Annotated in this window: 16 protein-coding genes; 10 read left to right on the top strand and 6 right to left on the bottom strand. The window is 45.3% G+C overall.

Annotation, left to right across the window (positions count from 1 at the left end):
- Positions 1-16: 16 nt before the first annotated feature.
- Together EHQ17_RS11025 and EHQ17_RS11020 are read right to left on the bottom strand one after the other, a co-directional pair.
- Positions 17-1,414 (bottom strand): SBBP repeat beta-propeller lipoprotein, LipL53 family, encoded by a 1,398-nt coding sequence (locus EHQ17_RS11025; RefSeq protein WP_135594572.1) that lies wholly within the window; start codon positions 1,412-1,414, stop codon positions 17-19.
- 220 nt (positions 1,415-1,634) lie between these two features.
- Positions 1,635-2,651 carry a hypothetical protein gene (locus EHQ17_RS11020; RefSeq protein ID WP_135594574.1) on the bottom strand — a complete coding sequence of 339 codons (1,017 nt, stop codon included), beginning with the start codon at positions 2,649-2,651 and terminating at the stop codon, positions 1,635-1,637.
- Between the two features lie 427 nt (positions 2,652-3,078).
- Between EHQ17_RS11020 and EHQ17_RS11015 the strand changes: the two genes are divergently transcribed.
- From EHQ17_RS11015 to EHQ17_RS11005, 3 genes are all read left to right on the top strand, one after another.
- Positions 3,079-4,092 (top strand): DUF2804 domain-containing protein, encoded by a 1,014-nt coding sequence (locus EHQ17_RS11015; RefSeq protein WP_135594576.1) that lies wholly within the window; start codon positions 3,079-3,081, stop codon positions 4,090-4,092.
- Between the two features lie 20 nt (positions 4,093-4,112).
- Positions 4,113-4,475: a DUF952 domain-containing protein gene (locus EHQ17_RS11010; RefSeq protein ID WP_135594578.1), complete on the top strand. Its 363-nt coding sequence runs from the start codon at positions 4,113-4,115 to the stop codon at positions 4,473-4,475.
- 271 nt (positions 4,476-4,746) lie between these two features.
- On the top strand, positions 4,747-5,328 hold the full coding sequence (locus tag EHQ17_RS11005; RefSeq protein ID WP_135594580.1) for a DNA-3-methyladenine glycosylase I: 582 nt from the start codon (positions 4,747-4,749) through the stop codon (positions 5,326-5,328).
- Positions 5,329-5,442: 114 nt separating this feature from the next.
- Here EHQ17_RS11005 and EHQ17_RS11000 read toward each other — a convergent pair whose 3' ends face one another.
- On the bottom strand, positions 5,443-6,786 hold the full coding sequence (locus EHQ17_RS11000; protein WP_135594582.1) for a hypothetical protein: 1,344 nt from the start codon (positions 6,784-6,786) through the stop codon (positions 5,443-5,445).
- 196 nt (positions 6,787-6,982) lie between these two features.
- Here EHQ17_RS11000 and EHQ17_RS10995 point away from each other — a divergent pair, with 196 nt between their 5' ends.
- Positions 6,983-8,293 (top strand): adenylate/guanylate cyclase domain-containing protein, encoded by a 1,311-nt coding sequence (locus EHQ17_RS10995; RefSeq protein ID WP_135594584.1) that lies wholly within the window; start codon positions 6,983-6,985, stop codon positions 8,291-8,293.
- Positions 8,294-8,468: 175 nt separating this feature from the next.
- Here EHQ17_RS10995 and EHQ17_RS10990 read toward each other — a convergent pair whose 3' ends face one another.
- Positions 8,469-9,320 (bottom strand): NmrA family NAD(P)-binding protein, encoded by an 852-nt coding sequence (locus tag EHQ17_RS10990; protein WP_135594586.1) that lies wholly within the window; start codon positions 9,318-9,320, stop codon positions 8,469-8,471.
- A gap of 128 nt (positions 9,321-9,448) precedes the next feature.
- Between EHQ17_RS10990 and EHQ17_RS10985 the strand changes: the two genes are divergently transcribed.
- Positions 9,449-10,360: an AraC family transcriptional regulator gene (locus tag EHQ17_RS10985; protein WP_135594588.1), complete on the top strand. Its 912-nt coding sequence runs from the start codon at positions 9,449-9,451 to the stop codon at positions 10,358-10,360.
- A 252-nt stretch (positions 10,361-10,612) separates the two neighbouring features.
- Here the strand turns inward: EHQ17_RS10985 and EHQ17_RS10980 are convergent, their stop codons facing one another.
- The gene (locus EHQ17_RS10980; RefSeq protein ID WP_135594590.1) at positions 10,613-11,941 is read right to left on the bottom strand and encodes a sugar-binding protein; all 1,329 of its coding nucleotides are present in this window, start codon (positions 11,939-11,941) and stop codon (positions 10,613-10,615) included.
- A gap of 96 nt (positions 11,942-12,037) precedes the next feature.
- Between EHQ17_RS10980 and EHQ17_RS10975 the strand changes: the two genes are divergently transcribed.
- The 5 genes from EHQ17_RS10975 to EHQ17_RS10955 all read left to right on the top strand — a co-directional run bounded on the left by EHQ17_RS10975 (position 12,038) and on the right by EHQ17_RS10955 (position 19,972).
- Positions 12,038-13,378, top strand: a complete 1,341-nt coding sequence (locus tag EHQ17_RS10975; protein WP_135594592.1) for an adenylate/guanylate cyclase domain-containing protein — start codon at positions 12,038-12,040, stop codon at positions 13,376-13,378.
- 118 nt (positions 13,379-13,496) lie between these two features.
- Entirely contained in the window at positions 13,497-15,629 is a 2,133-nt protein-coding gene (locus EHQ17_RS10970) for an adenylate/guanylate cyclase domain-containing protein (RefSeq protein ID WP_135594594.1), read from the top strand.
- A 378-nt stretch (positions 15,630-16,007) separates the two neighbouring features.
- Positions 16,008-16,550, top strand: a complete 543-nt coding sequence (locus tag EHQ17_RS10965; protein ID WP_135594596.1) for a hypothetical protein — start codon at positions 16,008-16,010, stop codon at positions 16,548-16,550.
- 568 nt (positions 16,551-17,118) lie between these two features.
- The gene (locus EHQ17_RS20170; RefSeq protein WP_246057532.1) at positions 17,119-17,532 is read left to right on the top strand and encodes a hypothetical protein; all 414 of its coding nucleotides are present in this window, start codon (positions 17,119-17,121) and stop codon (positions 17,530-17,532) included.
- 373 nt (positions 17,533-17,905) lie between these two features.
- Positions 17,906-19,972: a 7TM diverse intracellular signaling domain-containing protein gene (locus EHQ17_RS10955; protein ID WP_135594844.1), complete on the top strand. Its 2,067-nt coding sequence runs from the start codon at positions 17,906-17,908 to the stop codon at positions 19,970-19,972.
- 15 nt (positions 19,973-19,987) lie between these two features.
- Here EHQ17_RS10955 and EHQ17_RS10950 read toward each other — a convergent pair whose 3' ends face one another.
- A complete protein-coding gene (locus EHQ17_RS10950) occupies positions 19,988-22,342 on the bottom strand; it encodes a phosphatase domain-containing putative toxin (protein ID WP_135594598.1) in 2,355 nt (784 codons plus the stop codon).
- Positions 22,343-22,382 lie beyond the last annotated feature (40 nt).

Here is a 22,382-nt window from a genome sequence, read left to right as displayed (position 1 = left end):
CGAACCGGAAAACGGTTTATCTGAATTTTAAAAGAAACAAATCCTGCGTTCCTATCGATGGAATTCCGAGGAAGCCGATCGAGCCGGATCCGGTACAATATACGTTTCCTTCGAAATCGTTTTGTAGGTCCAAACCTTGCGCCGTTTTGAGTGTTTCTCCGTATTGTCGAACCCATTCCTTTTGACCGAAGCGGTCGTATTTGATAAGGAATAAATCCGAACCTCCCGCGGAAGGACCTGAGTCGGAAACCAAATCGCTTTGTGTGCTTCCAGTCGCGAATAGGTTTCCTCCGGCGTCGGTACTCAATGCGAAAACCTTCGTGATGATCGATGATCCGCTAGGAGCACCGAATTGACGGATCCATTGTCGATTTCCGAAGAAGTCGTATTTCACGATCAATCCTAAATAAGAGGTTCCGTCCGCGTTCGATCCGAAGTCGGCGTTGCTCATTCCTCCCGCATAGACGTTGCCGTAAACGTCGGTCGCAATCGCGGAACCTTGCGCTTCTCTCGAAGCCGATCCTAATTGTGCGAAAAATTGTTTGGCGCCGTTCGCCGGATCGTATTTGACAATGAATAAGTCGTTGTTTCCGATCGAAGGAACCGTTTCCGTTTCGAAATTCGCTCCGCCGAATCCGACCATATAAATCGTTCCCGTATTCCGATCAAAGGCGATTCCCTCGGAATTATAATTGGCCGTCGGAATCGCGTTCTGTCTGATCCAAAGTAAAGCCCCGTTCGAATCCAGCTTGAAAACGTATCCGTTCAATCCCGAAGAAGGGGCCGGACCTCCGAACGCCCCGTTGGTGGTTCCGATTACATAAGAATTTCCGAATATATCCACGGCGATTTTGGTCGATTGGGTGAAGTGGGCGCCGGAAGGGGGACCGAGTTGTGTTCCCCAGACTTTGTTTCCCTCCGGGTCGAATTTCAAGACGAACGTGTCTTGACCGCTGATCGCCGGCGCTTGGAAGGATGCGTTGGTAAAACCTACGACGTACGAATTACCGAAAGGATCGATCGCGATTCCGGTGACCGTGACGGAGGCGCCGGAAACGCCGAGTTGTTTTCCCCAAAGCAGATTTTTTCGAGTATCGTATTTGGCGAGAATCAGATCCAGAGCGCCGATCGGAGAAGGTGCGAATAACGTTCCCGAAGTATTGCCGGCTACGTGACTGAATCCGTTTGCATCCGTAGCGAGGGCGATTCCTAAACTAGGCAAGCCCGCGCTTCCGTTTACTACCGCCCATTGTAAGGTTCCTTCGTTTTCGCTGAAAAAGGGAATTCTAACCTTTCCCAATAGAAGTTCCATCCAATACTCTTTTGTGCCCGGATCGGAAGGATTGAATTCCTGCGTCGGTGAACAAGCATACAACGCTACGATAAGAATCGTATAAAACCGCAAAGGATTCATTTTTACAGATTTATCAATTCATTATGAAAAAGGAAAGCCCTCTTTTCAGGGATCCGTTTCCGGGTTCGGAGAACGGTTCTGCGGATTTCGTTTTTTGGGATAACGTAGAAACGTAAGGCCGGAATGTCCGCGACGAAAAAACGGAAGCGACCTCGTTTCGATCGCTTCCGACTCGTTTCAACGTTTCGGTGATTCCGTAATCGTTGTATTCGAGATCGTATTACGGATCGATCACGTCGAATTCCTCTTCCCAACAACTGTTCGCTTCTTCCGGTAGTTCCGGAGTACGGGCCGCGTTATCGACGAGACAAACTCCCGCGAGATACGTCCCCGCTTGTAAAGTGCGTCCAACTCTGAGTTCTCCCGGGCCGAAGTCCTCCTGATAATCGAAGTATTCGTAAACTCCGTCCGGATGTTTTACGGCGATGTACCAGGAATGTAATCGTAGCAACTCTCCTTCTGGGTCGGTGCTTGTGGACGCGTCGAATCGAATCGGCAGTCCCGCGATCGGTTGTGCGGGAATTCTGTTCATAGCGATCGTAGGCGCCGCGTTGCCTTGGATTCTACTATGAACCGTAGCGACGACCGTACTCTTGACCTCGTCCAAAAATCGAAGATGATTTTCGTAACCGTCTTGTGCGTATCCGACCAGAACGTATCTTCCCGGAACGTCGGGAGTGAACGTTTGAACGGCGGCTTCCGATTTAGGAGCGAGGGCCGAGGAGTGGGAAGGGAGATCCAATAATCTCCAGGCGAATTTTAAGTTATCCCCTTCCGGATCGTTGCTGGCGCTCATATCCAAGGTCGCCGCTTGTCCCATGAATATTTTCTGGGAGTTTTGTGCGACCGCGGCGAACGGCGCTTTATTCATCTCACCTTCCACTTTTATGAATCCTCTCGCGACGCACGTATATTCGCCGTTAGTCGGATTGTTGCAAAGTTTCACGTAGTGATATCCCGGGAAAAGAGGTTTGAATTCGTGACAAGCTGAGGTTTCCAATCCTCTTTTGTAACGGAGAAAATATCCCTCGTATTCGCTTCCCAGGGAAAAATCCCAAACGGGCGCCTCCAAAAACGCGTGTGTGCTGCGATCCAACACGATCGATTCTCCCAATTGAAGTACGGGAAGTTGGCTTTCCGAAGGCATCGGATCCGTAAAAAGAGTCAATTTTTTTCCTTCACAGGAAGCTCCGGAAGTCGTGCCCGATATTCCTAAAAGGGTGAATGCCGATTCCATGGAAACGTTCTCCTTGCTATTGGAGCATACGTTTAAATAAAGTGCCGATAGTACGATTAAGGATGTAGATAAAATCCTCTTCGTCAACCGATGGAATTTCGTCTTCATGGTTTTTCTCCCATTGTCATTTGATATCATCCCTTTTTCTGCAGAGGTTCGGATGAGCGCGGCGAAGTTCTGTTTCGAATTATAAACTATAATGTCGTTTTTTCAGGATTCCGTTTTGTCCGCGTTTCAATGGATCTAACAGTTCGGAGAGGAAAAGTTTTGAAACGGAGAAGAATTTGATTCCTCTTGAAATACGTCTTGTTTCCTTTTCGATAATTTTCTTTCCGAGGACGGGTGTCGGGATCTCCGTAAATCGATCGACGTTACGGAGACGATCGTGATAACCGTATTCAAAACCTAAAAAGAGTCTTTGGAAACGATGAATTTAGAAACGGAAATCAGACAGGAAACCAACCTCTGCGACAAATCGGGAAATTTGAATTTAAACGCCGTGGGCTGGTCCAAAAAGCCGATGCACCGATGCAATCTAAGCGGTCATTATCTGAGAAAGAAAAAATGGAATTATTGGTGTATCTATGACGAAAACTTTCTCGCGTCGTTCACGATTTCCGACGTGGATTACGCGGGAGTGATATTCGTGTATTGGCTCAACCGAAAGACGGGGGATTTCGAGGAAGGAACGATTCTTTCTCCTTTCGGTGCGGGCGTTAGTCTGGGCCAACTCGTAGGCAGCAACGCTACTTATATCGGGAATAATGCACGTCTTCAATTCTTCCGTGAAGGGGAAGGATATCGTTTGTCCGTAAATTTTTCTCCGAAGAATAAAATTCCCGTTCAAGCGGAGATAACGGTGCCGGTTCCAGAAAACTGGGAAACGTTGAACGTGGTCGTTCCCTGGTCCAAAAGAAGATTTCAATTCACCGAAAAATTGTTCGGAGTCGGTGCGGAAGGTACCGTCCGTTACGGCGCGATGGAATATAAATTCGATCCTAAATCTTCGTTCGCTTGTTTGGATTTCGGAAGAGGAGTTTGGCCGTATTCAACGAAATGGAATTGGGCCTCCATGGTGGCGACTAACGCGGGCGAGAGGATCGGTATGAATCTCGGCGCGGGTTGGACGGACGATACGGGAACCACGGAAAACGCGATCTTAGTCAACGGTAGGATTTATAAAATTCCGTCGGACGCCGTATTCGAAATCGATCGCGATAATTGGATGAAACCCTGGCGTCTTTATACGAAGGATTCGCAGGCGATCGATCTGAATTTCACCCCCGATTTCCACAGAAAGGCCACGACTAACACGGGTTTGTTGGCGTCTTCCGTTCACCAGATGATCGGTTCTTTTGAAGGAGTGATTCGTCTGGGTAAAAACGAATACAAACTTACGAACGGACAGGGTTGGGCCGAAGATCATATCGCTCGTTGGTAAGGGTCAATTCTCCGATCAAGATGGAAAGGATCTATGTAATCGCGTTTCGGAAGGATTGGGAAGAGGCGGTGCGAACCGGTTCTTATGTCGTCGATTCTTTGGAACGGGAGGGTTTTATTCACGCTTCCAAACGTAATCAATTGGAGGAGACGGCCAATCGAATTTTCTTCGGAAGAAGGGATCTCGTTTTGCTCGTCGTGGATCCGGCACGTTTACGTTCTCCTTTGAAATACGAGGTTTCTCATTCCGCCAAGTTTTCCGAAGAGGATGGAAAGAATATTTTTCCGCATATATTCGGTTTTTTGAATGTGGACGCGGTTTCGGAGAACTTGGATATCGTTCCGGATCGGGACGGTTTTTTCCGGTTTTCGTTTTTGGATTGAGGAGCCCCGTTTAGCCTCGTTTGTTTCTGTTCGACCGGGGAAAAAATCGCCGTTTTCGTCAAACGGTTTTAGAAATCGGATTTTTGTTGTTCCGACAAACTTGTGCGGGAACTCCCTCTTCTTTTCCAGCGGAGGATTCGTTGGTTTCGGAAAATGCGGGAACTCCCTCGATTCCGAAACGAAAGCGTTTGGAATCGAGTATGACGGAGGATCGTAGGAACTCCCCGAAAACCGGAATTTACGTAAAATTCATGACCTCTACGATGTTACGATGAAACAAAAATCTAACCTATCACGTTGTACCTGGGCCGAGAAGGATCCGCTTTATGTCGATTATCACGATCGTGAATGGGGAAAACCTCTTCACGACGATAAAAAACTTTTCGAATTTCTAATATTAGAAGGTGCGCAAGCGGGACTTTCCTGGATAACGATCCTAAAAAAAAGGGAAAATTATCGGAAGGCATTCGCGGATTTCGATCCCGCAATCGTGGCGAAATTTTCGGAAAAGAAGATCCGATCCTTGATGACGGACGAAGGCATCGTCCGGAACGAATTGAAGATTCGATCGGCCGTAACAAACGCATCATGTTTTTTGAATATTCAAAAAGAATACGGCTCTTTCGATTCGTTTGTATGGAGCTTCGTGGGGGGAAAACCCTTGTACAATACCTGGAAAAATACGCGAGAAGTTCCCGGAAAAACTCCGATCTCCGACGCGATGAGCAAAGAGTTGAAAAAGAAGGGATTTAAATTCGTGGGTTCCACGATCTGTTACGCGTTTATGCAGGCGACGGGTATGGTGATGGATCATACCGTTGACTGTCATTGTTTCGTAAAAAAGAAATCCTGAATCTTCGCATATCTTCGGAAGGTTTTTCCGAAAGAGATTGCGCGACGCTTTTAAGATCGATCCTGTGTCATGTTGCGCGGTCCGTTTTTTTAGAACCTGCGCTTCGCCGAAAACTTACGGGAAATTTCTACGTTGTGCGTCTTTAGAGATGTTTCCGTTCCAATCGGTTTGTATCAGAATAGCATCCGTATACAACGCCGGTTTTTTTTTCGTGTAACCCAGGATCACATAACCCTTTTCGTTTTTCAGAATATTGTTCGCGAAGTAAACCCTTTGCGAATGTTTTTTCTCCCATTGTTTTTTTCCGGAAGAATCCAGTTTGATCAAAGTCAACGGCCCTTCTCCTTCCGAGAGGGCCGCCAAAAAACCTCCATCCGGCGATTCCACAATAGGATCCAGAAAATTCAGACCTCCGACTTTTTGTTTGGTCTCCCAGATCGTTTCTCCTTTCGGAGAAAGTTTTATAAACCAGGCTTCTTTGGATCGCGCGTTCGAAATTCCTCCGGTGAAAAGGAGGTTTCCGTCGGAGAGTTTCAAAATCGATACGATAAAATCCTCAACCCCGGGAGTTCCGAATCTTTTTTTCCACAACATCTTTCCGTCTTCGTCGTATCTCTGAACGATCACGTCCCGTTGTGATTCCTTTCCTGAAACGTTATCCGTGCTTAACGCAACGACGATTCCTTCGTCCAAGGCCGTCGCAGCGCTCGGAGCAAACGGAATCTCGGGAAGATATTCGGATTTCTTCACGGAACCGTCCTTTCCAAAAAGTGAATATAAGAAACTCGTTCTATTCTCATCCTTAACGACGGTGGTATTACCCTCCTTCGTTTCGGATTGAACCCTGTGCGTTACGGAGATCAAAGCCCTCAGTTTTTCTCCTGAAAGTTCCTGAAGATGATAAATCTGCGGATCTTCCGCGCCGCAGAAGTCGTCACAGAATTCCTTCGCTTCGGAAAAACGATCGGCAACCAATTCTCCGGAGGAATCGTATCGAGCGAAGGAAAGTTTGCGGTTGTAGGTGGAACTTCCTATCGTGCCAGCGACGGCAAAACCTCCGTCTCGGGTGGAAGTTAAAGTTCCTCCTCGTACGCTGTCGAAACCGTGTACGTTAACGGAATAGCCGTCCATATCCACCGGTTTACTCGGAAAAAGATATTTCCACCAGACCGGAGTTCCGTCGGAAGCGATCTTTGCGGCCCAAGCAGCGCTGTATTTTTTCTTTTCCACCAAAGGATTGATGTCTTCCCGTTTGCAGTTGTTCGCGGAACCGACGGCGATGAAACCTCCGTCTTTTGCGACGACCAATCCAGAAGGAAGATCTTCGGGGCATTCGTTGGCTTTTAAGCCGCTGTATTGTTCACCTCCGAAAACGGTTTGCCATAGAGGTTGGCTTTGAGAAAAGACGGGGGCGTAGGCGAAAGTAAAAACGAGAAATAAAAGAACGATTCGTGTCATCGTGAATTTTCCTGGGACGGAAGTATCACCTTCGAGTTTATCTTGTAAAGGAATTATTTTATTTTCCTATCGGATCGAGTTTCGATTTATAAACGAAACGGGCCCGATTCGATTTCGTTCTTGATCGAAGCTAAATCAAGGAGACGTTTTGTCTAAGTTATCGTACGGGAACTATTTGCAAGCGAGGTGAAACCGAGTGCAACCTACCGAAGACATTTTAGGATTGAAGGAAAAAAGGGCGTTTCGAATCGGATATATCATCAGAATCCTATTGGCTCTTTCGTTTACTCCGGCCAGCCTTTCTATATCGCAGAGCGGCACGGAACGGATTTGGATTTTGGTTTTATATCTCGGGGCCGCTTTCGTGTCCGCCGGGATGATTTGGTTTCTTTCCGAGGAAAGATTTTGTCTTAAGGACGACAATCGAATCGCCGGCTGGCTCGGTGTTTTTTTGGACGTGCTGATACTTTGTATACTTCCTTGGACCTGGTACGATTCGGTGGGAGGGAACTCCATCCCGAGAACGTATTTATTGAAAACCGCATTCATACCCGTGTCCGCCGTTTTTATCCTGCTCAACGGACTTTCCCTAAAGCCGCTTTATCCGGTTTTAGTGTCCATCTCGGCGTTTGCGGTTTGTATATTCATTTTTTCTTATGTATCCGAGGACCCGAGGACTGTTTGGACCGGAAGTTTGTCCGAGGCTTTTTTGACTTCCAAGGCAAGCGCGGAATATTACTTTACCATAGTCGCTCTGCTTGCCTTGTACGGAGGGGTGACATCCTTTATCGCGTATACGGCCCGCTCCTTGCTTCAGGAATCGGTTCGTTCGGAAAGAAAAAGTTCTCAGTTGGGAAGGTATTTTTCCCCCGGTGTCGTACAACGGATCACTGCCGAGGATAATCTTTTCGCCCCCGGAGGAAGTCTGCAGAAGGTCGCCGTTTTGTTCTGCGACCTAAGGGATTTCACTTCCTTATCCGAAAAACTTTCCCCTCAGGAGGTCATTTCCCTATTGGCGGAATATCATCGCGAGATGGTGCGGGTCGTTTTTGAAAACGGAGGATCCGTGGACAAGTTTATCGGAGACGGAATTTTAGTCACCTTCGGAATACCGGAATCATCCGAAACCGATTGTAAAAACGCGGTATCAGCGGGCCTTGAAATGAAAAAAGCATTAAAAAAATTGAATGCACTTCGACTTCAAAAAGGGCAACCGGAGTTGAGGCAGGGAATCGGGATCCATTATGGAGATGCGGTCTGCGGCAATATCGGAACGGAGGAGCGATTGGAATTCACCGTCATCGGTGACGCGGTCAACGCGGCTTCCCGGATCGAGTCTGCGTGTAAGGAATTGAATTCCGATTTTCTGGTTTCGAACGAGGTTTTGGAAAGGGTCGCCTCGGAAAACCGATTTCGCGCGCAGGCCATGGGGGACGTTAAGGTGAAGGGGAAGGAGAAATCTCTGAGTTTGTTTTCGATTCTACCTTACGAAACGGAACTTAGGTAAAAAATAAAGTAACCGTCCCGAACGAATCGGGACGGATTTAAATCGGAAAACCTATTCGACGCCGTCTAACGCGTAACCGCGGTATTCGTTTGTTCTAGATACTACGGATGATGAAACGTCGATCAACTCCGAGTATCCAAGAACTTTAATCGGCGCGGACTCGGACGATCCGAACTCATTGTAGCCAAACTTTTTTGTTGTCCTGCGCGTATTGATCGAAAGATATCGGTTCTTTGCCCGTGATCCGTTTTACGTTATCCGAAACCGCGGCGACATGGCCTTCTCTGAGTATACCCGCCAGAAAAACCAGAACGTTGGCGTAGTCCTCGGGAACTCCGGCGTCTAACAGACCTTTTTTGAATTGCTCAGGAGTGATGTCTGCGAATTGAACGGACAATCCCGTGGCCGAGGAGATTTTTTCAGCGACCTCATCGTGGGAGATAGAATCTTTTCCGGTGAGCGCAAATCCTTCTCCGTTTTTAGAATCGTCTAACAGCAGTGATACGACGGAAGAGGCAATGTCCCTTGCGTCTATAAAACTCGTTTTCGCTTTTCCTCCGGGGAAGTATATCTTTTTGTCTTTCAGAATCCCTGAAATCCAAAAGGTCTGAAAATTCTGCATAAACCAATTCGGACGAACGATATTAAACGGAACTCCGGATTTTTCCAGAGCGATTTCCAGTCTGCGGAAAGGAAGGTCCTCCGGTGATTGATCCACTCCTATCGCAGTCATGAGAACGATCTTTTTCAGATTTTTAGATTTAGCGGATTCTATCCAAGGATTGAGAACGGAGTATTGATCCGCGATCCCGGGAGGACAAAGTAGAAACGCCCTCTCCGTTTTTTCCAAAACCTCCGCGCCTAAATTCGGCTGAGAAACGTCCGTTTTTATCCAATGAAGACGCGGCGCTTTTTTAGCGGATTCCGGATTTCTGGAACCGGCATAAACTTCGTGACCTTTTGCGAGAAGCCCTTCGATGACCAAACCGGAAACGAGTCCTGTTCCCGCATATACGAAAATTTTCATAAACAAATTCTCCTGATTGAGGAAAGGATAATACCGAACCGTTTTTTTTGCTATGTCCCGGAATCCAAAAAGAATATCCAATCGTATAAATGAATCGACTTTTAGATATTGTGTCGTAATCTTAAACCATGGACCTACTTTCCGAAATTCTCACTGCGGCCGCTTGGAAAAGCGATCTACTCGCGCGAACTCCCATGTATAAGGCTTGGGGTTTGCGCTTCCCTTGTGAACGAAGCGGAGGATTCCACATCCTATCCCAGGGTTCGTGTTACGTCCGGTTCAAGGGTAAAATATTGTCTTTGGAAAAAGGCGATATTCTCTTCATCGCCAAGGGACTCGATCACGAGTTGATATCCTCTCCGGCGAACAAAGCGATGGATATAGGTAAGTTTCGGGAGTTTTTAAAAAAGGGAAACCGATTTGACGGTAAGCCGATCACCACGTTCGTTTCCGTGCGATACGAGGTTCCGGAAACGGCGCAACATCCGTTTTTTCTCGAATTACCCGATTTGATACTGATCCGCTCCTCTGAAATTCCCTCCCACCATCCTCTTCATACGACCCTGGTTCTCATTTCTCAGGAAGTGGATTCCGGTCTGGGTTCCGATTTGATTCTGCAGAAGCTGACAGATATATTACTTTATTATGTTATTCGTCATTGGTTGGAGACTAATCCCTCTCGTTCTCCTGGATGGAGAAGCGCTTTTAAAGACGAAAAAATCCGCTCCGTATTGGAGGTGATTCATAAAAAACCGGCGCATCCTTGGACGTTGGAAACCCTTGCGAGTTCGGTGGGAATTTCCAGGGCCTCGTTAGCCAACCGCTTTCGTGAGGTTTTAGGATGTACTCCAATGGATTATCTTTCCCGGCTTCGTATCGAAAAGGGAAGAAATCTGATTCAGGAACAAGGCGCCACTTTGGAGGAAGTGTCGCGTGTCGTCGGATATTCGTCCGCGTTCGCGTTTTCCAAAGCGTTCAAAAGGATTCACGGAGTTTCTCCAAAAAACGAGGAATCGTGGAAAAAACGCGACGTTTCTTAGAAGTAGGGTCTTGGAGAGGGCTTTATCGGATAGAAAACGATGTTTCCGCTCGAATCAAGATCGATTTTTGAATGCTCCAAAAAACAAAGGATTTCACGGGATATCCGCGTTCCGGGTTCGTTTAAAAACCGCGTTTAAGTTCTGTCTAACGGAAGCCTAACGCGTAATTCCGCGATCGACCCGAACGAATTTTTTAAATCGTATCGCATGAGAAATTTATTATGTTCAAGTTTTATAATATGTGAATGTGTTTTATTCGCCTTTTCGATAGGATCCGAGGGAATAGGGGTTTTCCGAAAGTTCCAGTTCGCCGAAAGTAAACGGATCCTTGCCGCGGATTTTGGAGCTGGACATGGTTTTTCCCTTGTCTTTCGGGAAATCGAAATCGATTACCGAAACCGTAGCCAAAAAAACGCTTCCTACGTTCGGCGTATTCGTTTTCGGATCTTCGATCCATCGGCTCCAGGGAATTCCGCCGTAAATCGAATACCCGGATTTCGTTTTAACGAATTTCACGTTAATGCGATCTTTTGCGGAAGTTTTCGCGTCGTATTTCCATTCACCTTCTTCGTCCCTTATCGGAAGGACGAGTTTCATCCAACGTTTCTCCGGCGTTTTTCGTAAACCGCCGTCCGGTCCGATGTCGAGAAGGGAAGGATCGGAATCCAACACGATTTCGATCGAATCACAATCGTTTTTTCCTTCGGAACAGGCGAGTATCGAATCGTCGGTAACTTCTACGTTTAAAAAAAGTCTCTGGGTGTCCCAACGGGAAGCGATCTTAAACGAAAGATCCGAAGGTCCTTTCCAGTTCGATTTTCCTTCCACGAGCCAATCCTTCGAGTCGATCGAAAACGGGAGATTTTGAATATCCTCGTTCTTTTTATCTTTTTCGGAATCTCCTTTCGAACGAGAAGAGACGATCCGTTTAAAACGGATCGGACCTTTGGAAGGAAGTTTGGGCGTTTCCGGATTCGATCTTCCTTCATACTCGCGGGTCGCGTCTAGGTTGATTCTATTTAAGGAAGTTTTAATGCCGTCGCCGAAGTAGGTATGATAACTGTAAGAATCGGATCCGATCCACTGCCAATTCCCGGATTTCCAACGAAGAATTTCCGCGTTCGCCCATCTCCAATTCGAACCTCCGTAACTTTGAACTTTGACAGTAGCACCTTTGCACTGTACGGTGACCTCCGGTCTTCCGTAAACACCTCCGCAGGAATCGCAGGGAACGATCGGAAGAAGCGAGTTCGATCGAATTCCCCGTTTTCCGTCCCCGATAACCAGGGATAAAAAACCGTCCTGGTCGCGGAAGTTTTCGGATTCGTCCTTCGGAGATCCGACGAAACGAACGGTCGCGGCGAAATCCTGGATTCCGTCCGAATCGAAATCCGCTTTGCAGGATTCTTCTCCTTGACCGATCTCGAACGGAAACGTGATCCCTTTTTCCCGTAGAAGTTCGGTTAACGTTCTTTCGATCGACTTCGGATCGATCGTATTTTCCTGGGAAAACAAAACGCCGCCGACGAGTAAGGTCAGCGCGAATAATAAGTTGCGTTTGGATCGATCGATTCTCTTCATAAATGGATATCCGGTATGATTGCCTTTCTTTTTAGAAAACGAATGTGACGAAACCTTCGTATCGGAAAAGAAAATAAAAATCCTATTCGGTTTAAAATGTCGTGGAATTTTTCGAAATCTTCCTGTTTAGTCTTTAACGCGATGTCGTCCCGTCAGGAAAAGGAAACGTATTCGATTTATCTCGAAGAGGAGATCAACACGACCCTACGCAGGGTGAGTTTTTATTCTACGATCATGGGCGTAGGTTCGGGATTCGCGCTGATCGTAATGCAACGTTTCGGTTTTGTCGCGCGTATGGAAGTTCCGATTCTTTGGACGTTTATCGGAGGTTTTTTTTCCTTTTTCTTTTATCTTCTCGCCAAATTCAGGCGGGTTCGCGGGAACAAAATTTATTTCGTAATTCTTTCGTATTCCACTCTTCCCGGAATCCTATACCTTCTTGCGGAAGCGTATTTGCCCTCGGGCGCGGCGACTTATATAACCGGTCCTGCTTCCTATCTTTATTTCTTTATGGTGATTCTATCCGGATTCGCAATGAACGAACGTCTTTCCACGTTAACCGGCGCTTACTGCGGAATCCAATACCTCGGATTTTTTCTGGTATCACAATCCGGAATTTCGGAAATCAAGTCGGCCGATCCTCTACAATGGCACGACCTTACCGATCCCCCGATTTATTTTTTCAAATCCGTGATGATGGTTTTTTCGGGAATCGTGGTCGGAGTTTTGGTCCGAAACACCAAACGATTGTTAGCCGAAGTTCTGGAACGGGAACGCGAAAAATCCAACATTTCCAGGTTGTTCGGACAATTCGTATCGGAAGAGGTGAGGGAGAAACTTCTCAAAGAGGGCGTAACGGACAAGATCGATAAGAAGAAGGTCCTCATACTATTCTCCGATCTGAGATCCTTTACTTCTTTGAGCGAAAAATCGGATCCGGAAAAGTTGATTCTTCAGTTAAACGAATACTTCGATCGAATGGCGGATTGTATTTCCAGAAACGGAGGAACGATCGATAAGTTTATCGGCGACGCGATTATGGCCGTGTTCGGCGGACTTGTGGAACTGAACGATCCTGTCGATGCGGGAGTTAAGGCCGCTTCGGAAATGCAGGAGGAATTGAATCTTTTAAATCGCAATTGGGCTTTGTCGGGTTTACCGGTTCTCGAATCGGGAATCGGTCTTCATTACGGCGAAGTCGTACAGGGCACGATCGGTTCTAAAAATCGTCTCGATTTCACTGTGATCGGGGATTCGGTCAATACCGCTTCCCGCATCGAAGGACTTTGTTCCGCGCTTTCCAGAAAAATACTGATTTCATCGACGGTATACGAACTTCTTACGGATCAGAATCGGTTCTCGTTCGAGTTTTTAGGCAGGCATAAGGTAAAGGGAAGGGAAAACGAAATCGATCTTTACGGCTTGAATCTTCATTGACCTTTTATGAAAACCGCGGAAAATTTCGTACGTCGTAACGAGAAATCCGTTCGAGGTCCACATTCGATTTTGTTAAGCGAACTTCTTTTTCGAAACGATTTTTTCCGGCGGTCCGTCTATGCGTTATCGTATAATCATTGTTAACATTCTATTCGTTTTTTGTATCGTTTCGATCCTTTTCTGCGGGGGAAGAAGTTTTGCTCCTACCGAAATTCCGAAAGCGGAACGGGGTATTTTGGATCTGCGTGAGTGGGATTTCGAAAACGAAGGACCGGCCCTTTTGGAGGGAGAATTCAGATTTTTGTGGAACGAATTATCGGATCGTTCTTGGACGGACGTTTCTTCGTTTGCGACAGTTCCGAAGACTTGGGTCAAACTCGCCGACGGGCAGGGCGCGAATTATCCTTCCTACGGATTCGCCACTTATTTTCTGAAAATAAAACTTCCCCCGTCTGCGATTGGAAAGGAATTGGCGCTTCAGTCCGATATCTCGGAAACCGCCTACGAAATATATGCAAATTCTCGCAAGTTAGGCGAAACTGGAACCGTCTCCAAAACCGCTGAATCGGCCAAACCGGTCTGGAATAAGAAGATCTTCTCTTTTTTTAACGCCGAAAACGAGATCGAGCTCAAAATTCTAATATCCAATTTTCATCACGCACGAGGAGGTCTGACCGGAAAGTTTTATCTGGGATTGGAACCTTCCGTACAATCCATCCGTGAAAAACGTCTGTCTTTGGAGGTTTTCGTTTTCGGAAGTTTGGCGATTATGGCGTTGTATCACCTTACGCTGTTTTATCTAAGAAGGGAGGAGAAATCCGTACTCTATTTCGGGCTTCTTTGTTTGGTTTACTGTTTCCGCGCGTTGAGTACGGGGGAAAATCTGATTCAGGTCGCTTTTCCGGATTTGGATTATGCCGTTCATAGTAAAATAGTATATCTTTCCTTTTATCTTACCGTTCCGATTTTTGCAGCGTTTTTCCGTTCCCTTTTTCCCTCCGAGTTTCCGACTTACGCGTATTATACGATTTTGTCCGTAGGCGGATTGGCTTCCTCCACCGTATTAATCACTAGCCCCGCCTTTTTCACCGGGACGATCGACGTCTATTACGCGTTCACGTTCTCTGTTTTTTTCTACGGATTTTACGTCCTTGTCTCCGCCGTTCTCAAAAAAAGAAACGGGGCATTCCTGCTCATGGGCGGACTTTTGGTCTTTTTTGCGTTATTTATTCAAGATACTTTATATAATAAAAGAATAATAAACACCGGATATTTCTCCCCGATCGGTCTTTTGGCGATGTTGTTTTCTCAGGCGTTCCTTTTGGCGAGGAGATATTCCCAAGCCTTCGGAGCGATCGTTGATCTGACGACTACGCTTAATAAAACGAACAATTCCTACGGTTTGTTCGTTCCGAGGGAATTTTTGAAGATATTGAACGAGAACGATTTCATAGACGTGAAACTCGGAGACACCGCCGAAGAGGAGATGACGATCCTCTACAACGAAATCCGTCCCTCGCAATTCGTGACGGACCGGGATTCCGCCAAAGAAAACTTCGAATTCATCAATTCCTATCTGGGAAAGGTGGGTCCTTTGATCCGCGACAAAAACGGTTTTATCGACAAGTATTTCGGTGACGCGTTCCTTTCCCTATTCTCGCAAAGGACCGACGACGCCTTGGAAAGCGCGGTCCAAATACAAAGTATATTAAGAGAAATTAATACAGATCGGATCGGAAAAGGTAAGGAAGCGGTTCGAGTGGGAAGCGGCATCCACCGAGGACCGATCGTATTGGGAACCATCGGAGAAGCGGAACGAATGGAAGGTGCAGTGATGTCCGCATCGGTGACGATCGCGACGAGAGTGGGGCAACTGTGTCGTTTATTCGATTCCGCGATTCTGATCACCGATCACGTACTCTTCAATTTGGAAACTCCGGAAAAATACCACACGCGCGTTTTGGATAGGATCCAGTTGAAAGGACACAATTCGGTCGTGACGATTTTAGAGGTTTTTAACGGACAACCGGACTCTGTTCTCGCGCAATTCATGGATACGAAAGAGGAATTTGAAAGAGGAATCTCACTTTTTAGAGAGCGTAATTTCGAAGAGGCTTGCGTGAAGTTCAACAGGGTTTTGGAAAGAAACAAGTTGGATCGCCCCGCTCGATGGTATTTGGAGAAGTCGATTCATTATTGCAGATTCGGTTCGCCTAACAATTGGGACGGAATCACCGTGTTGGACGTTTGACCGAAATTCATCGAATCGAAGTTAGACGCCATTTCACAAAAGTAAGGAGTAAAAAGCGGAAATTGATAAATAACATAAATCAAATCAAAGTAAAGTTTCTAATTTAATTGAAACATGAAACAAGAGATATTCTTTTTTCTGCGTTCATATTGGAAAAGCCTTATGGAGTAAGAAATACTTAAAAGATTTGTTGGCAATAATCAACTACTTAGAATGGCTAGGGTTGACAGTTTTTCGAAAAGGATGCGAAATCCAGATCTTAACTTTACTATTGACAATTTTGATAAAATTAATCATGCTAAATATAGAAATGGTGCATTTGAGGTAGCCTATTCCTCTTATTTACACCGTCTCCAACATTAAGAATATATCTTAACAATGATTATAAAATTTCAGGAAAGATTAAAACGGAATACGTTAATTTTTATTAACACATTAGCTATATTTATTTCTATAACGAGCTTGGTCGCTTCTTGGTACGTCGTATATTTAAATACGAAAAATTTAAATTTAGAACGTCAATTCAAAGCAATTCGAGTTCTCAAAGATTACGGAACTTTAGGGGGCATAAATATTCTAAAGCAAATATATGATGAGGATGAAATAAATGCACTAGTAGAATATGATGTTTATATTAAGATTTTAGATTTATTTTCTAGTGATAAAGACGTCCGATCTCAGGCTTATTTAGACATTATTAGTTTCCATTTTCATAATAATTTTGCTAATCTAGCCGAAACTTTAAACAAAGAAATTGGTCTTCATTTCTCCTCTCAGAAAAGACTGCACGAGAATATTCAATTAAGAGAAGTATGTGACTCTATTATCTATAGACACCTTAGTAAAAACCCTTCTAAAAAGGAAATGGAGGAGATTATGAAATTAACTAACATTTGGTGGATTCATAATCATAATAAATGAAACGGCGTCTAACTTCGTCTACTCGCGGCGCTTTGGGATTGCTTTCGCAACCCTCGCTTGGCCTTCGGCACATTCGCTTTGACGTTCGGCTTGTAATCGCTCACTAAGGTTCGCTCAAGCCTCCGTCAATCCCTCCGCGCGCAGGCGCTCCGGGATCAGCGACGTCGGAAAACCTGGATCGTTAGACGAAATGCTGGAGGTATACTTTGAAGAATAGATATTTTTATAGATACATCAACTTTGAAAAATTCGATGACTTAATTCAAAAAAGTCTCTTCATTTTGTTCGTCCTGAAATTTGGGAAGATAAGCATGAGGGGTATATTTTTCAAAAATTAAAAACCGCTAAGGGCCAGAATGAAATAAGAACAATACTAAAGACATATCCGGATACTTTAGCCAAAGGAATATTTGTAGATTTGGCATTACAATTTGAAAAAATATTTTTTGCTCGATCTTGGTCGATGAACGGTTAGAGCGAAGCAATATGGAATTCTTATAGCTCTAATAACTAAGCCATTAGAATCTCTGTTGCCGAACATAAAATCAGAGAAATAAGAAACGTAAATTTGTTAGAGGTAGATTATCAAAGTGAAATCAATTTAAATGCGGAATTGGAAAAAATAGGGATTCGCGAGAATAAGACTGATTTCGAGAAAATATATACGCTAAAACGAATGCCATTTTCTTACGAGCAGGAAGTTCGTTTAATATTTAAAAAATTTGAAGTTATCAACGAAGGGAGTCCAGAGCAAAAAAAATTATTCAAAAGTGCGCTAACAGGCACTGAATACGAACGCTTGTTGAAAAATTTAAGCCCGGACTGGCATAAGGTTGATATATCTTATATTAAGGATTTTATCGAGAGTGTTCAAACTCATCCGAAGTCAGATTGTAATTTTAATAGAAAAGTAAAAGAATATTGTGATTTTAATAAGCCTAAGTTTATTGGAAAGTATGATCTTTATGAACCGATAGTGTAGACCCGGGCACTTCGCCTAACAGCGGTTTCTCGCGGCGCTTCGAGATCGCTCCGCGACTCTCGCTTGGCCTTCGGCACATTTGCTTTGTCACTCTGTTTGCAAGACGCTCACTAAGGTTCGCTCAAACCTCCTGCCAATTCTTTCGCGTGTTTAACGGGCTTCAGCACCGCAAACTTCGAGAAACCTACGTCGTTATACGGGATAAACGTATAAGAAATGTTGAATTTTCCTCGGACGAGAAAACGAGGAGCGATATTATTATTGACCGTATCGTAGAAAGCGCGCAAAAATTAAGAAGTCCATGCTTTTATCGAACCGTTTTTTCGCAAAGATCCAGATCGTTTTGGTGTTTCTTTTAACGATCGTACACTGCATGAATGAACCCGATCGTCCGCAAATATCCGCGATCGAGGGTAGGATGGATTTGTCCGCTTGGGATTTCGAAGCGTTCGGACCGATCGCTTTGCAGGGAGATTGGATTTTTCGCTGGAACGAATTCGCGGATCGTCCCGAGTATCTTCCCGAAAAAAATAGAACCATACCCGTTCCCAAAGCCTGGACGCGGATTCAAAATGCGGAAGGAAAAAATTATCCGGGGACGGGGATCGCCACGTATTTTTTGAAAGTCACCCTTCCGAAATCGACCGATCCTAATCGTCTGGCTTTGTTAGGTGAAACTTCCGAAACCGCATACGAGGTTTGGATCGACGGAAAAAAAATAGGAGGTCAGGGAGTTCCCGCAGAAACTGCAGAACGGTCCGTTCCGGAGTGGAACGTTAAAATTTTCCCTTTTCAAATCGAAACCAGCGAGTTTCAGATCCGGATTCCTCTTTCCAATTTTTATCATGCTCGCGGAGGACTGACGGCGCGTTTGATTTTAGGAACGGAAGAACAGATCATTCGTCTTCGGGAGAGAAGGATGACGGTGGACGTTTTTCTTCTCGGCTTTTTGGTGGCGATGGCATTGTATCATTTCACCTTGTATTTTCTGCGTAAGAAGGACGCTGCATTACTCTACTTCGGCGTTCTATGTTTTGTGTTTTGTTTTCGCGAACTGAGTACGGGGCAAAATCTTATACAGGTCATCTTCCCCGGCATTTCCTACCACGTTCACATGAGAATCGTGTATCTCAGTTTTTATCTGATTCCTCCGATCACCACCGCTTTTTTGAAATCGTTATTTCCGGACGAAGTCAGAAAGGAAATCCATTACGTTGTCACGACCGTTGCCATGGTTTTTTCCCTCATCGTCCTTTCTCAGGATCCTGTGTTTTTTACGGGAACTATAGAATATTATTATATTTTTACATTCTTATGTTTTGCTTTCGGTTTTTATTCCCTTACTTTGGCGCTCTTGCGCAAAAAACCGGGCTCCGTCGCGATCGCCCTCGGACTTTTTCTATTTTTCCTGGCTTACAGCCAGGATATATTCTACAATAAAAGGATCATTCCTACGTTTATTCTTGCGCCTTTCGGACTGGTCGCCTTGATCTTTTCGGAGGCGTTCCTTTTGGCGAAACGTTATTCTTTAGCCTTTAACGCAGTGCAGGATTTTTCGGAAAGTCTCAAAAAAATAAATTCCTCCTACGGGCTTTTCGTTCCCCGAGAGTTGCTTAAAATATTAAATAAACATGATATTGTTGATATCAAACTCGGAGATACGGCGGAAGAGGAAATGAGTTTGCTCTACAACGAGATAAGGACGTATTCCGAAGTTTCCGAAAAAACGGACGGAAAGGCGAGTTTCGAATTCATCAATGCCTTTTTGGCGAAAGCCGGCCCGGTTATCCGGGAAAGGGAGGGGTTTATCGATAGATATTTCGGCGAGGCTTTTTTGGCGTTGTTTCCTCCCGAACCGGAGAAGGCACTGGATAGCGCCGTTGAAATACAAAAAGTTCTCCGTGAATTCAATCGGGAACGGATCGCTATGGGAAAAACTCCGATTCGTTCCGGAAGTGGAATTCATACCGGCCCGATTCTTTTGGGAACGATCGGTGAAGCGGAACGAATGGAGAGTACTGTCATTTCCCCTTCGGTAAACGTGGTCTCCACGATAGGACAACTTTGTAGGACGTATGAGTCTTCGTTGCTGATCACGGACGCCACTTTGTTCCGTTTATCGGATTCAACCAAGTATCATTACCGCGTCGTCGATAGGATTCAAATCCGGGAACATAGAAGTGTTTATACCGTATTAGAAGTATTTAATGGACTTCCGGATCCTTTGATCGAATCTTACGTGAACACGAGGGAAGAGTTCGAGCGCGGGGTTTTGATGTATCGTGAAAAACAGTTCGAAGAGGCCTGTATGGTTTTTAACAGGATTTTGGAGAAAAACCGGGCCGATCAGGCTGCGAGGGTTTATCTGGAAAGATCCGTTCATTATTGTCGTTTCGGAGTTCCGGAAAACTGGCAGGGAATTACAATTTTAGGAGATTAGAATATTCAATATATATTATTTATTAGTAATCTTTTTTTTCTCCAGGCCGGATAGGAATTCCTCCTGGACCTTGGATTCGATCGCGCGTTCGCTTCTCGATTCTCGTACGATCGAAACCGCTTCTCCGAAACTCAAGTTTCCCTTCCAAATAGCGTAAGCAGCGGCTAACGTTCCTGATCTTCCCAAGCCGCCCACGCAGTGTACGAGTAGTTTTCCGCCTTGGAACAAAGCCTGATCCATCCAATACAAGACGGGTTCGATCTGTTCCGCCAACGGGGCGGCCTGATCTAGGATCGGAAAATACAACGCTTGCAAACCCGCGGACTCGTATTCGAACTTGAGTTCCTTTACTCCGTATTCGGCGAACTCGTTTTCCGTAAGGAGACAAAGCACGTGCGTGATTTTTTCGTCGAGTATCGTTTTCATATCCTCACGCAGATTTCTTTCCCTGTCTTTTCTTCCCGGAAGAATGGTAAGTCCGATTTTAGAAAGATCGGGAACACGATCGTCCGGTTTCAGGTAATCGATTCGGAGGGCTTTCGATTTTCGAATGTAATCGCGTATAGAGCTGACACAAATCGATCCGGAGTAAAGCGCCCATTTTTTCTGGTATTCGTTCGATTCGTCGAAGGAAAGAGTGTGCATCGCGTAACGCAGAGCCGCGACATGAAGTTGATACGGATCACGATCCGTTTTTAAAAGCGCCGGATAGTAGGAACGAAGATGTGCGACGATTTCGTACGCTTTTCCGATGTCGGGATTTTTCCATTTTCGTTTCGAAATTTTCGGAACTGGAATTCCGAGATCGCCGATTTTCAAAAGTTCGTCGCTAAGTTCGGTAGCTTCTTTCCAATCCTCCGGACTTTCTATTTTCGTGAATATGTAAAGTATGTCGTTTTCAAGTTTGATCAGGTCTTTCAGGATATGTCCTTTGTGAGTGTGGAAAAAATCGATCAACCATACGTTATCTTGCGCGTCCAGAATGATATTTGCTCCGTTTAAATCTCCGTGAACGTAGGAAGTGTAGTGGGAAATCGCCGTATATTCCCTTAAAGAGGTCAAATCCTGTTCATAAAATTTGCATACGTTCGCAACGAAGAATCCGGGGGATATTTCCAGAAGATTCTCTTCCGCCTTAGTTTCGATTAATATCTCCACTTTTTCCCTCACAGAGGCAGCGTATTTAGAATGAAAATCATAATATTCTAATAAATTAATCTTCTCTCTGGAAGCGGCTTCGTATAATTTTCCGAGTTGTCTGAGAAATACTGTGTCCAGAACGGACTTTAGGATTTCAGTGTCTTCTACGGTTGCGTAGGTTTTTTGAAAAGTACGCACGTTCCCTTCCAACATAGCAGCGTATCGATACTTGATGGCACCTCTTTCCTCCAGCTCCGCGAAATCGACGATCGAAGGTGCGTTGTTTCCCAGCACTTCCTCGATCCTTTCGAACGCGATCCTTTCTCTTGCTATGGAATCCCTCGGTCCGATTTTGATCACACACGGCACCTGATTGTGTCCGATATGATCCGTGGACTTGGATTTTAATACGACATTGCCCGAAAAACCTCCGTCCAGGCACGCGTATTCTACGTCTTTACAATCCCGAAACAGATAGAGTAGAAGTTTTTCGTCGGTGGGAGCGATACGGTAGCCGTCTTTGTATCGAAAATGGTCCGTTGATATCCTGGAATGTGTGATTCGTTTTTCCAAATTAGGAACACTTCCACTTAGGAAAGAAGTGAACGCACCGATGGAAGGAAAAGCGACAACTCCCAAAATTTCCTTCATTTGATCGAGAGCGATAAAGTGCATTCCTATCGAAGAGGATGCGCAAAGCGCGGAGCAGGCGGCTATTTCCCATTCCGGATAACGCGTTCTTAAATCGTATGCAAGAAATTGAATTTTTGCTTCCGTCCAAACGCCGGTTATTCCGACTTTGATTTTGCGCTTTTCAATCGGTTCCAAAAGTCTCGAAAGATCCGTGTTTACGAAATCGTTGAGTCCGGAAGCGTTTATGATTTTGTGTCTACTTTCCTTACCGGTAATCCAAGGTTGAAATACGAATTCGGCTCCTTTTGTGTTTTTAATACAATGGTTTCCGAATTGTCTCAGGTGTTCTTTTTGTAACGGATCGTTCGCGTCGTGCCAGTCGCGGATATGTACGATCCATAAGTCGTCCTCTGGGACCGAATAGGCCCATTCGATCAGTGAATGTACGGGCCCGTATTCGGTCATTTCTCCGAGAAGACGTTTCGATTCCTGATAGCCCACGTGTAAAGAGTTGGGAAGAGGGTCGTATTTTTCTAGAAGTGCTACGAAGTCGTTCTGAAGGCATTGGGTGAAAAGGATCGATTCGGGTAATTTCATGGTTATTTCGTCGTTTCCGATCCGTTCTTCTTCGGAGAAT

This window comes from Leptospira gomenensis (genome assembly GCF_004770155.1).
Lineage (GTDB): Bacteria > Spirochaetota > Leptospiria > Leptospirales > Leptospiraceae > Leptospira > Leptospira gomenensis.
Note: the sequence above shows the minus strand (reverse complement) of the source record. Positions and strands in the feature narration are given on the sequence as shown.